This window comes from Paraburkholderia panacisoli, from assembly GCF_008369935.1.
GTDB classification, from domain to species: domain Bacteria; phylum Pseudomonadota; class Gammaproteobacteria; order Burkholderiales; family Burkholderiaceae; genus Paraburkholderia; species Paraburkholderia panacisoli.
Genome location: NZ_VTUZ01000045.1, coordinates 64669 through 77480 on the forward strand (window position 1 = coordinate 64669; position 12812 = coordinate 77480).

Here is a 12812-nt window from a genome sequence, read left to right on the forward strand (position 1 = left end):
CACCACACCGCTACCACGCCACTACCCAGCGCGCGTCCACGCTTCCGCGATCCGCGCGGCCAGCCCCGAATCACGCTGAGTCGGTGTCGCGATCGCCTGCGCCAGCACACTGCGTGCGCCGATCACCTCCACCCGCTCGCGCGCCCGCGTAATCGCCGTGTACACGAGTTCACGCGACAAGACCCTGCTGAACGCCGAGGGCAGCATCAGCACCGCGTGCTCGAACTCGGAGCCTTGCGACTTGTGAACCGTCAATGCGAAAGCGGTGTCGTGAGGCGGCAGCGCGGCCGGCGACACCGCCCGCAAACCGCCGTCGCCGGTGCGGAAATACACGCGCAATGCACCGCTCGCACCGGGCAGCGCGATACCGATGTCGCCGTTGAAAAGACCCAGCGCGTAGTCGTTGCGCGTCACCATCACCGGACGCCCCGCGAACCATTGCGCGCCCACCGCGAGCGTCACACCGGCGGCGCGCCGCACCTGGGCGGCCATCGTTGCATTCACCTGATCGATGCCGCGCGGTCCGGAACGGGTCGCGCACAAGATGCGGAAGCGATTCAACGCGTCGAACAGCGGTAAGGGGTCCGGCGTGTCGGCTGCGAGCACCGCAACGAGCGCGTTGGCATAAGGCGCGAAGCCTTCGGCTAGCCGTGTGACGGTGCGCTCGGCAAGCGTCGCGTGCGTATCTTCGTACAGCGCCGCCGGGCACGCTTCGGCAGGATCGGCCTGCAGGACTCCGAGCGCCGCGCTCGCCGAGCCGCCGCGGATTGCGAGCGACAAACGGCCGATCGGCGACTCGAGACCGAACCGGTAGTTGCGCTCGAGCCAGACGACACGGTCGGCAAGCGGGCCCCGAACACGAGTTGCCGACGCCGCTGAAAGAGCACGCGACGAAGATGATCGGGACGCCCTCGTCTCATCGACCGGCTCGGCGCTGCCGAACAGGTCGCCGGCGGGTGGTCGATGGAACTCGTCCGGCTGCGCGGCATGGGTGAACAGGTCATCGGGTGGCGAATCGAAATCGTCCGGCGCTTCGAACGGCGCGAAATAATCCGCCGATGTTTCGTCGAAGTCAGGCGACTCGCGCGGCAAGGCCTGCGCGAGCCGCGCCTCTTCGATGCCGAGCGCCCGCGCGATGCGTTGCACGCCGCCCGGCGTGAAGGCCGGCCGCGCGCTGAGTTCAGCGAACACGGCACCGGCTTCGACGGCAGCGAGCTGGTCCTTGTCGCCGAGCATGACGAGACGCGTCTGGGGTGCGATCGCATCGAGCAGATGCGCGGCCATCGCGACGTCGATCATCGACGCCTCGTCGATCACGACCACATCGTACGGAAGCGGATTATCGCGATGATGACGGAAACGCCCTCCCGGGCCGGAGCCGAGTAGACGATGCAAGGTGTACGAAGTCTGCGGCAAACGCGCGGCGAGTTCGGGCGGCAAAGCGCTGGCGCGCGCGAGCAGCGCTTCCTGCATTCGTTGCGCGGCTTTGCCGGTGGGCGCCGCGAGGGCGATCCGCAAATCGGCGCGGGCATCGAGCAGGCAGGCAAGCACGCCGACCACGGTGGTGGTCTTGCCGGTGCCGGGCCCACCGCTGACGATCGTCAGGCGCCCCGACAACGCCATGACTGCCGCGACACGTTGCCAGTCGACCTCGTCGTCTTTCGGCGGACCGAAGTAGTGCAGCACGCGCGCGCGAAGGGTTTGAGCGTCAGCGTCGAGATCGGCCGCCTCCAGAGTGTCGCGCTCACGAGCATGCTCGACCAGCGCGCGAGCCAGACGCCGCTCGTAGTCGTAGTACCGCGCCAGATACAACCTGCCCTGTGTGTCGATCACCAGCGGCCGCAATGCCGCCGCACTCGGTGACCCATCGCTGGCCATACCGCTCGCCAGCAACGCCGCGCGCACCTCGGTGCTCGCCGCCTCGAAACGTCGCGCGAGCACAGCAAGCGGCACGCACACATGGCCCTCGGCCGTCGCGCGACTCGCGGCAAACGCGCCTCGCGCCGCCCACTTCACCGCTTCGGCCGACGCCCCGCTGCGCTGCGCCAGCGTACCGATGCGGCGCGCGAAACCTTCGGCGAGCGCGAGGCTGAAGTCGGCCGGCGCGGGCAGGTTCACGCCGATGTCGTCGAGTTCGGGCGGCGCCGAGAGGCTCTGTTCGAACGTACTCATGCAACGCCTCCGATCATCGCCGCATCGAGCAGCGCCACGAGTTCGAACGCGGGCCGCCGCATATGCACGCCGGCCGGGCCATCCGCATCGCGCCAATGAGGACGCACGCCGCGCACGAACAGATACAGATAGCCGCCGATGTGCGTGTCGTACGCGTAGTCGCGCACCCGCGTTTTCAGGTAGCGATGCAGCGCGACCGCATAAAGCAGCGCCTGCAGGTGATACGCGTGGCTCGCCATGGCCGCTTCGAGCGGCGCCGCGGCGTAGTCGGCGGCGCTCTCACCCAGATGGTTCGACTTCCAGTCGACGATCCAGAAGCGTCCTTCGTGCTCGACGATCATGTCGATAAATCCTTTGACGAAGCCGCGCAACACGCCGGATTCCAGCGCGACGTCGGGATAGCCGTGTTCGATCAGCAGCTCGCGCAACGCGGGGAAATCGAGCGACGGGGCAGCAAACAGAAACTCGAGTTCGTTCAGGCGCCGACGCGGATCGAGCCGCGCCAGCGCCATGCCGGGCACGAGTTCGGTGGCCACCACATCGGCGATCAGGTTGTGCATCATCGCGGGCAGACGCGCGGCGAGTTCGGGCGCAGCCGGCGCCGGCCGCTCGCGCAGTGCGCCACGGATCGCATCGGGCCATGTGCGCGGATCGGTGAAATCCGCAAGCTCGAACATGCGGTGCAAACAGTCGCCCGCCGCCGCGCCGCGCGGAAACGCGAGGATGTCGTCCTCCGCATGCGACGGTGTTGGCGGCGCGGGTGCGGCCACAGATGCGGACCCCAGCGCATCGGCGATCTCATCGTGATCGGGCCGCACGTCTTCCGCCGGCGTGCGCGCCTCCCCGGCTTTGCCGCCGGCCGCGATCAGACCGCTGAAGCTCGCCATGCGCCACTGATCGCGCAACGGCCTGCGATTGGCTCGCGCCTGCATCTGCGCGCCGTGGTCCTGAAGGTTTTCCAACGGCGTGCGGCGCGCCACCTGCGGCAGCGCCTGCAGCGTGAGCGGGCCGCCCGCGAGCGCCTGCCAGCGTGCGGACAACGCGGCTTCGTCGGGTGGCTCGGCGAGCCAGTCGTCGAAGCTGTAACCGCCGCCGCCCACCAGCCAGTTCAACACGCTGCGGCGCGACTCTTTGGTCGAGCGCGACGACAGATAGGTACCGGCGACCACGTAGCAGCGATACACCGCGCGAGTCAGCGCCACATACACGAGCCGCGCGCGCTCCGCGGCCTGCTCGCGCACTGCGTAACGCGACGCGCGCTCGGCCTCTGCATCGTCACACCCGTAATGGAGCACCGCCTCGCCGGTTTCGTCGTGGTACTCGCGCGCATCGGGCAAGCCGGATGACGGCGGCTCGCGCAAGCCGCCGTCGTTCAGAAACGGACAGAACACCACCGCGTACTCGAGCCCCTTCGACTTGTGCACGGTGACGATCTGCACGAGGTTGCGGTCCGACTCGAGCCGCAGCTGCGCGTCCTCCCCGCCGCCCTGCGCGCGTTGCGCGGCCAGCCAGCGCAAGGTCGGCGCGATGCCCGGCTGCGTCGCGGCACGCGCCTGCACGAGTTCGGCGAGATGGTTCACGTTGGTCAAACGGCGCTCGCCGTCCGGCCCGGCGACGAGCCGTTGCGCGACCCGCAGCTCGCGCATCAGCGTGCGCCACATTACCGCGAAGCCGCGCTCGTGCCACAGCGTGCGATAGCGCGAAAAACGCTCGACCCAGCCCATCGCGTCGGCCGCGTGCGCGGGGTCGTCGGCGGACGAAGGCGCGTCGGCGGCCTGCTCCAGACGCCACAGCGCGGCGGCGTCGAGACCGAGCCAGTCGGTTGCCAACGCCGCGCGCAGACGGCGCAGATCGCCGGGTGTATCGACGGCCGCCAGCACGCGCTCGATCTGCTCGGCGTCGAGCGTCGCGAACACCGACGCCTGCGCCAGCTCCACGCTGCCGACTCCCCACGCCGCCAGCACACGTTTGATCAGACTGCCCTGCTTGTGCGTTTGCACCAGCACCGCAATGTTGCCCGGCGCGAGCGGCACGTCGCCGATCGTCACCGTGCCTTCACGTGCCCCACGCAATAGCCGCACGATCTCGGCCGCACACGCTTCGCTCGCTTCGCGCTGCGCCTCACGCTTGGTCAACGCGGCGTCGCCTTGCGGCAGGGTCCAGATGCGGAAATCGCCGGCGTGCGCGCCGGGATCGGAGAACGGCGGCCGGCGCCGCTCGCCGGCGCGCACCGGCTGATAGTCGAGCCCCTCGAGCACGAATGCGTCCGGATTGGCTTCGAACAGCCGGTTGCAAGCCTCGACGACCGGCGCGGTCGAGCGCTGATTGACCGCCAGCGTGTAGCGCGCGGACGCCGCCGCTCGCGCCGCCAGATAGGTGTGCAGATCCGCCGCGCGAAAACTGTAGATCGCCTGCTTCGGATCGCCGACCAGAAACAGCGGCCCAGCCGGCGCGAAGATACGGCTGAAGATCGCGAACTGCAGCGGATCGGTATCCTGAAACTCGTCGATCAGCGCGGCCGGATAGCGCGCACGCAAAGCATCGGCAAGCCACGGGTGAGCGGCGAGCGCGCGATACAGGTTCGACAGCAGATCGTCGAACGACACCACCCGGCGCGTGCGCTTGCGCGCGACGAGTTCGGCGGGCGCGTAGTCGAGCCACGTCTGCACGAGTTCGAGCCAGCGCGCGCGCTGCGCGGCTTCGGCCTCGACCACGGCGGCCGCGAGCGCCTCGGCGTGCTCGAAGAACGGATGTTCCGGCGGTTCGAACTTGACCTTGGTGGCCTTCTTCAATGCCGACACCGTCAGCTTCAGCGCGGCCTTCGGCGGCGGCGCATGGCAGTCGCCCTGCGCGAAGTAGTCGGTCCACGCGGCGATCGCGGCGCTCACGTGTTCGTGCTTGTGCGTGGTCTTGCTCAGCCGCTCCTGCGCCTGCGCGAGCAGAACGACGATCGCATCGCGCTGCGCGTGCCACAGCGCGTACGCGGCATCGAAGTCCAGTCGCGGATCAGCGCTGCCGCCGTTCGCTTCGAGCACGCCCCAGCGCAACTGCGCCAACGGTTTTTTTAGACGCCGCGCGAGTTGCTCGTCGAGTGAAGCGGGGCCCGCGCGTTTGGCCACCAGCCACGCGGCGAACGCGGGATGCGCATGGGCCACGGGCTCCACCTGTTCGCGCCAGAAATCAGCGGCCATTTCGAAGCGCAGCGCGGCGTCGTCGGCTTCCATCTCGAACGCGAACGGCATCGCGGCGGCGAACGGCGCTTCCTGCAACGCGCGCTGACAGAACGCGTGAATCGTGTGGATCGCTGCCTGATCGAACGTGCGCAGTGCGCGGCGCACTACCTTCAGCGCGTCCTCGCGCTCGATGCCGCGCTGCGGCGCGAGCGTCGTTTCAAAGAGACGCTGGATGAACGGATCGCCGCCGTCGTCGTCCATCTCGATCGCGCGATGCAGTTCCGCGAGGCGCCCGCGAATGCGTTCGTGCAATTCCGCGGTCGCCGCCTTCGTGAACGTGACGACCAGGATCTGATCCGCGTTCAGGTTCTTTTCGAGCAGCAGCCGCACGTACAGCGCGCAAATGTTCCAGGTCTTGCCGGTCCCCGCCGACGCCTCGATCTGATTGACACCGTCGAGCGAACACGCAAAGACGTCGAGTTCGTCCGCTACCAGCGCGGCACTGTGCACGGCGCCGCTCACGATGCGCTCCGCAGATGCTGGACGAGCGGTTTGAACACGATCGACGCGAGACTGCCGAACGGTTCGTCGAGCGTGAGCGGTGTGCCGCGCAGTGCGATGCGCAACGCGGGGTCGTCGGATTCGCTGCGCACGCGATCGTTGATCCAGACACTCTGCGCCGCCGAATCGCTTTCGCTGACCCGGATCCACGCGCTTTTCGGAAAGAAGCGCAGCGGCAGCATTCTCCCGGCCTTGAACAGCGCGGCGAGCGGCGCGAGTTCGTCGAGCGGTGCGGCAACCGGCGTGAGTTCGAAGCTCTCGCCGCTGCCGTGCCACACGGTGCGTCGCGGGCCGTCCGGCCGCGCGGCGCAATAGACCAGATGCGCGAGCCAGGCCGACAGGTAGTCGCGCGCGGTCGCTTTGGCATAACGAAAAATCACTTGTCCGGTTCCGGTCAGCAAATTCAATGTGCCGTGCAGTTGCAGCGGCGTTTCGGCGACCTCACGCAGCGCCGCGTCATGCGGACCGAACAGTGCACCGGCGATGTCCGCGCTGTCGGGCCAGCGCGGCGCGATGTCGAGCACGAACGGCAAACGCTCGACTCCCGAGGCCACTTCGCGGCGCACGCTCGCGGCGAGCTGGCGCATTGCGCCGAGTTCGCGCGCACGCCATACCGCGCCGGTGGCGCCGCCCGGCAATTCGGGACTCGCGGCGGCAACACGGCGCACGCGCTCGAACATCACGCCGTCATCTTCTTCGGCATCGGTGTCGAGCAACACGGGCAGCAGACGATCGGCCAACGCATCGCGCCCCGCGTAGTCCAGTTCGAACGGCTCGGTGTCGAGCAATTCGCCTTGCGCATCCGACAGCACGATGCCGAGGCGATCGCGCAACAGCGCCCGCGCCGGATGACGCCAGAAGCGCACGAATTCGTCGAACGCGACGGGCGACGCGTCTTCCGCCGGCAACGGCTGATCGAAGAACGGTGCGGCGGCGGGATGCTGTGGAGCCGCGAGCAGCGTCGCCAGTTCCGCGCGATCGGCGTCGTAGCTGAACAATTCGCGCTGCGCCGAGAAGTACTCCGACGCGAACGCCTGCAACGGATGCTCGACGATGAACGCGTGACGCGCATGCTCCACCTCGGCGGGACTCGCGTGCTCGCCCGCCGACACTTGCGCGAGGTAGTCGAGCAATTCGTCGACCAGCGCGGCCGGCGGCAGCGGCGCGTTATCGCGAATGCTGCGGCCGGTGTACGCGATGAAGAGCCGGTCACGCGCGGCCAGCAGCAGGTCGAGAAACAGATTGCGCTCGTCGTCGCGCCGCTGCCGGTCGCCGGCCTTGCCGAACGCGGCCATCAGGTCGAATTCGTCGGCGCGCGCGAGACTCGGCAACACGCCGTCGTCCATGCCGAGCAGGCACACAATCCGATACGGCAAACCGCGCAAGCTGGTGAGCGACGAAAACGTCACGCTGCCCCAGGGCACGCCGCCGCGCGCCGGGTCGTCGAGCGCTTCGGTGAGCGCGCCGCGCACCACCGCGGCGGGCAGCATGACGTTCTCGGCGCCGGCATGCATCGCGTCGCTCATCTTGTCGACCGCGTCGCGCACGGCGGCCAGCGTTTCGGCAAACTCGACGCCGCCGTCGAAACACTGCGCCAGCGTGTCGAGCAGCAGACGCGACCATTCGGCCGGCGTCTGTTCGATCGCGCAGCGCGCCGCGAAGGTGTCGATGTCGTCGACGAATCGGGACAGGCGGCCGAGCAATTCGGCGTCCGAGCCGTCCGCGCCTTCGACCGGCAGCCACGCATCGACCGGTTCGCCGCCATCGGGCATCGCATAGCCGAGGTAGAGACGCGTAAGCGCATCCGCAAACGTGTGACGGGCAACCGGCACATGTTCGCCCGAGGGTTCGAGCGGCGCGAGCCCGCGCCGTGCGCCGGCTGCCGCGAGCCATTCCTGCGCGGCTTCGAGTGAGTTCGCGTCGATGCCGTAACGCACGGCGATCGCGTCGACCCGCAGCCACTCGATCAGGTCCGGCGCGCCCACGCTGCGCTCGGGCAACGCAAGCCAGTCGAGCAGCAGACGCGCGACCGGATTGGCCTGCGACGGCGGTAAGCCGGTGATCCGATACGGAATGCGGCGCGTGTCGCCAGCGGGCGTGGTGCCGAACACCGCGTCGATCAGCGGACCGGCCGCCGCGAGATCGGAGACGGCGACCAGCACGTCGGAAGGCTGCAGATCGTCGAACTCGTCGAACCAGCCAAGCAGGCGGTCGTGCAGCACTTCGAGCTGCCGCGACAGGCTATGGCATACGTGAACCTCGATGCCCCGCTCGACCGGCAGTTCATCGGCATCAGCTGCCTCGCGCAGATCGAGGATGCCGTTCTGCACGGCGGCCAGCCAGCTCGGTTCAGGGTTTTCGGTGAAATCGCCGGTCTCGCTGGATGCGGCGCTCTCTGTCAGTTCATGCAGCATGTGCAACTGCGCCTGGGTCTGACGGCCCCATTCGGCGAGCAACGGATGGCCCACTTCCTGATAGTCGAGTTGCCCGGTGGCGTCGAGCGCCTGCACGCGCCCCTCGCTGACGACGTCGAACCAGAACTCGCGGCACGGGTTCATCACGTACAGACGCACGTCGACCCAGCGCGACAGCGCACGCAGCAACGCGACGTGCAGTGGCGGCATGGTTGGCAGCGCGAATACGCTGACCGCTTCGGGCCACTGCGCTTGCGAAATCGCCTCAAGGTCGAGCGTGCCGATTTCATCCAGAAAGCGATAGGCCGGCGGCAACGCGGCAGCGGGCGTTGGCTCATTTCCCGCGACGTCCGCCACTTCGGCGAGCACCGCGCGCCACAGGGCCGCCTGCCAGCGTTCGTCCTCGCGCGCCGCGTCGCTAGCGCCAACCAGACGCGGGCCGGTGTCGTGCGCCGCGCCGCTCGCGAAAATCGAACCGCCCTTCTGCCATTGCAGCAGCCATTCCGGGCGATAAGTCAGATAGTGGTCGAGCACGGTCGCCACGCGCCGCGCCAGTTCGTAGCGCATCGACGCGTCCGCTGCGTCGAGATAGGTGCGCAGACGTGGCGATGCATTCCATGGCAGCGCTTCGTCCGCTTCACCCAGCAGCCGGTAGCAACGCCACACGAGGCGGTCCGGCGCGAACGGCGAATGCCTCGGCACCTCGATCACGCGACCGATCTGCGCCCATAGCCATTGCGCGAGGTAGCCGAAATCGACGTTCGCGCAAATGCCCTGGCGCGCGGCGATATCGAGTTCGAGCCGCCGCCGCACCGCCGCGCTGGGGACGATCACGGGCTGCGCGGTCCACGGATCGGAGGGCGCTTGCGCCAGGTCGTCGAGCAATGCGCCGACCAGCGTTTCGTAACGGTTCGAATAGAAGAGCTGGAGCATGGATTCCGGATGAGGCGCGCGGCGCGAACGCAACGTACGAGCCGCGTCAGACAGTGAAGCGACAGCATAACAAACGCGCTCCCAGGGCATAACCTGGCCGAACGGATGAGGTCAGATCGCACACAAAATCAGTTAGACTCGACGGCAGTTTGGGTCCGTCCCTTCAACCGCGGTTTGCTCAGTGAATGGAAGTCAGGTAGTCGATGCGCTATTCGATTGAGATAAAAAAATTCCTTTATAGCCAGTACTTTTATGGCGGCCTGCGCATCGCGGTCGGCGTGTCGTTACCGGCGTTACTGTGCCTGATCGTGTTTCACAATCGTGAACTGGGCTTCACGATCGCCACCGGCGCGCTCGGCGCGTGCGTCGTCGACATGCCGGGCCCGCTGAAGTACAAGCACAACGAAATGCTGGCCTGCACGGTGATCGGCTTTCTGTCCGCGCTCGCCACCGGTCTCGCCACGGTCAACCCGGTCGCGCTGTGGTGCACGGTCGTGCCGCTCACCTTCGTGCTGTCGCTGATCGTCGTGTACGGCAACCGCTGGCCGCAGATCAGCTTCGCTACGCTGTTCATGATGATCATGACGCTGGAGGAGCACTTCACGCCGATGCAGGCGCTGGTCAACGCGTCGTGGATTCTGCTGGGCGGTCTCTGGTACACCTACTGGTCGACTTTCGTCAGCCGCTGGATGCTGTATCGGATCGAGCAGCAGGCGCTCGCCGAAAGCGTGTTCGCGTGCGCCGACTATCTGCTCGCGCGCGCCGCGTTCTACGATCTCGACAACGATCTGGACGAGTGCTATCGCGTGCTGGTCGATAAGCAGATCTCCGCGGTGGAACGTCAGGACGCCGCGCGCGACATCGTGCTGCGCAATCTGCCCAAGCTCAAGCGCGGCAAGCTCGAACCGCGCCGCGCGATGCTGTTCAATCTGTTCATCAACACTGTCGACCTGCACGAGCTGTTCGTCGGCGCACACACGGATTACTCGCTGGTTCGCACCACGTTCGGCGGCTCCGATCTGCTGGTGTTCTATCGCGATCTGATCCGCAAGGCCGCCGAGGATCTCGAGGAGATCGGACTAGCGGTCCTGCAGAACCACGCGCCGCGCAGGCGCGTGAACGTCAAGGCGGAATTGCGCGCGATCGAGTTCGAAATCGAACTGATGCGCAAGCAGGAGATGCCGGCCCAGAACCCCGAGGCCTATTCGGCGGTGTCGTCCAGCTTCCGGCGCATCTGGAGCGCCACGCGGCTGATCGACAAGATGCGCAAGAGCCTGTCGAGCGAACCCAGCGCGACCGAAACCGAATTGCGCATCGACCAGGCGCTGAACCGCTTCGTGTCGAGCCGCCGCGTGCCGTTCGGGCAGATCTTCTCGAACCTGACGATGGCCTCGCCGAGCTTCCGTCACGCGTTGCGCGTGACGATCGCGGTCGCAGTGGGCTTCTGGCTCGGGCGCCTGCTGCCGCTCACCAACGCGTACTGGATCGTGATGACCACCGTCATCATCCTGAAGCCCGGCTATTCGCTCACCAAACAGCGCAACGGGCAGCGGATCGTCGGCACGTTGATCGGTTGCGCGGCGAGCATCGCGCTGATCATCTTCGTCAAGGAGCCGCACATCCTGATGGTGGCGATGTTCGCGTCGATGGTGATGAGCTACAGCCTGCTCCTGTTCAACTATACGGCGAGCGTGGTGTTCACGTCGTCGTACGTGCTGTTGCTGTTTCATCTGCTCGCGCCGGGCAGCATGCGCATCATCGGCGAACGCGCGATCGACACGGTAGTGGGCTGCGCGATCGCGATCGCGGCAAGCCATCTGTTCCCCTACTGGGAATACCGTTTGATGGGCAAGCTCGTCAACACCATGATCAACGCGACGCGGCAATATCTCGAAGCGAGCTGGTGGTGGAGCGGCAAGCCGGCCGCCGCGGTGGCGGCCGTGGTAACCGAAGCCGGCGCGCGTGCCCCGGCCGCGGCGATGGCGGATCCGGCAATCGGGTTCGGGACAGCCGTGTTGGCAACGGCCGGCATTGGCGGCAGCAACGGCGCTGACGTCGCCGCGGCGGCCAGCAACGGCACGATCCAGCCGCTTGCGGACGCCAACGCGGGCGCAAGCGCCCCGGCGGTCACCATTACGACCACGAAGCCGGCGGCCGGCGCGTCCGCTGCCGCTTCGGCTGCCGCGGTCGCGCTCGACCGCGACTACCGCTACCGGCTCGCGCGCAAGAACGTCCACGTCGCGTTCGCCAATCTGGGCCAGGCGTTCCAGCGGATGATGCTCGAACCGAAGTCCGCGCAGATGTTCGTGCCTGAACTGAACGGCCTGCTGGTGCGCAGCCACGTGCTCGCTTCGCAGATCACCGCCGCCGCGCCTTTGCTGCGCACTTCCGCGCAGCAACAACAGCACGCCGAAGATGTGTCGCTACAGCCGCTGCAACGCGCGCTGAGCGTCGTGCGCGACAATCTCACCGAAGCGGAAGCCGGCACCCCGCTGCCCGTCGACCACGCCGAGCAGACCAAACTGCTGAGCCGCGAGCTCGATGCGATGGTGGTCGAAACGGAGAAGTCGCCGGAGTATTCAGCAGATGCGGTGCACGATATGAAACTGCTCGCCCATCAGTGCAAGCAGATGCTGGCTGCGGCGGCTCTGATCCGCAAGGATGCGAGTGTCATCCGGTTGCCCGAAGAGTGAGGTGAAGCGCTCAGGGCGTGCGGCGCGGTGGTGCGTCGGATGAGATCTGTGTCGCGCGTCGTCAGCGCGGCTCTTAAGATGAGCCGGTACGACTCATCATGCCAACGCCCACATGCCCGGGTTACTGCGCTAGGCCGCTTGCGGGCTTCACGGCCGCCGCCGCTGCCGCAGCTTCGGATGAAATCGACGGCGCCTGCGCGTTCTGGCGTTCGAACTCGTGCTTTTCCCGGATCGCGTTGTAGAACAGCGTGGCAATCACCACCAGGATCGCGACCACGATGAAGACGGCTATGCCAAAAGTCGGGTTCTTCTTGAGCGGCGGTTTGTTCATGAGGCGGGCTCGGTTCGCGAAGCGGTCGCGAATGGTGTTTGGGAAGGCGGCATTCTACGCCCAGGTGGCTTGCACATGGCTTGCAGTGGTGGGGCCGCGGTGAGCGGCAAGCGATGCGGCGGGCAGTGCGTGGTTCCCGTGGCCTGCGTTGTTGCTCATGCGGCGGGTTGGCCGGAGCGGTTTGTCCGAGCGGGAGCGCCGGAGCATATGACCTGTGAATCGCAGCGCGGCTGTCACGCTATCCAATGCAGCAAGCGCCGCACCTGCGCGCAGAGAGTCGCGCCGATGGCGCCGCGCCACTAGTGTCCTGAGTTAAAAATTCATTGAATGATGCCGATCACGTACTAAGGTGTTCTGTGTAGCACTTGATACGCGGAGGCAACGATGAGCGGACGGCCCAAAGGGGAACTCATGCTGAGTGAATCGGAGCGCGAAGACCTGCAAGCGCTGACGATGCGACGCAAGACCGCGCAGGCCCTGGCATTGCGGGCGCGCATCGTGTTGGCCTGTGCCGATGGCATGGATAACAAGACGG

5 protein-coding genes are annotated in these 12812 nt (G+C 67.0%); 1 reads left to right on the forward strand and 4 read right to left on the reverse strand.

The window, feature by feature from the left end; all coding sequences use genetic code 11:
• Positions 1-21: 21 nt before the first annotated feature.
• The 3 genes from FVF58_RS40680 to recC are packed head-to-tail and all read right to left on the reverse strand — an operon-like array spanning position 22 to position 9253.
• A complete protein-coding gene (locus tag FVF58_RS40680) occupies positions 22-2172 on the reverse strand; it encodes an AAA family ATPase (RefSeq protein ID WP_149675299.1) in 2151 nt (716 codons plus the stop codon).
• Positions 2169-5867, reverse strand: coding sequence for an exodeoxyribonuclease V subunit beta (gene recB / locus FVF58_RS40685; protein ID WP_149675300.1), 3699 nt, complete (start codon positions 5865-5867; stop codon positions 2169-2171). Before recB ends, FVF58_RS40680 begins: the two co-directional genes overlap by 4 nt.
• Positions 5864-9253: an exodeoxyribonuclease V subunit gamma gene (gene recC, locus FVF58_RS40690; RefSeq protein WP_149675301.1), complete on the reverse strand. Its 3390-nt coding sequence runs from the start codon at positions 9251-9253 to the stop codon at positions 5864-5866. The genes recB and recC overlap by 4 nt, the downstream gene beginning before the upstream one ends.
• 203 nt (positions 9254-9456) lie before the next feature.
• Between recC and FVF58_RS40695 the strand changes: the two genes are divergently transcribed.
• Complete coding sequence (locus FVF58_RS40695) at positions 9457-11946, forward strand: FUSC family protein (protein WP_149675302.1); 2490 nt, start codon at positions 9457-9459, stop codon at positions 11944-11946.
• Between the two features lie 121 nt (positions 11947-12067).
• Here FVF58_RS40695 and FVF58_RS40700 read toward each other — a convergent pair whose 3' ends face one another.
• Positions 12068-12277 (reverse strand): hypothetical protein, encoded by a 210-nt coding sequence (locus FVF58_RS40700; protein WP_149675303.1) that lies wholly within the window; start codon positions 12275-12277, stop codon positions 12068-12070.
• Positions 12278-12812 lie beyond the last annotated feature (535 nt).

Excerpts from the sequence above, each read along its gene's own strand:
- FVF58_RS40695 (WP_149675302.1), top strand. The coding sequence starts at position 9,457 with ATGCGCTATTCGATTGAGATAAAAAAATTCCTTTATAGCCAGTACTTT.
- FVF58_RS40700 (WP_149675303.1), bottom strand. The coding sequence starts at position 12,277 with ATGAACAAACCGCCGCTCAAGAAGAACCCGACTTTTGGCATAGCCGTC.
- recC (WP_149675301.1), bottom strand. The coding sequence starts at position 9,253 with ATGCTCCAGCTCTTCTATTCGAACCGTTACGAAACGCTGGTCGGCGCA.
- FVF58_RS40680 (WP_149675299.1), bottom strand. The coding sequence starts at position 2,172 with ATGAGTACGTTCGAACAGAGCCTCTCGGCGCCGCCCGAACTCGACGAC.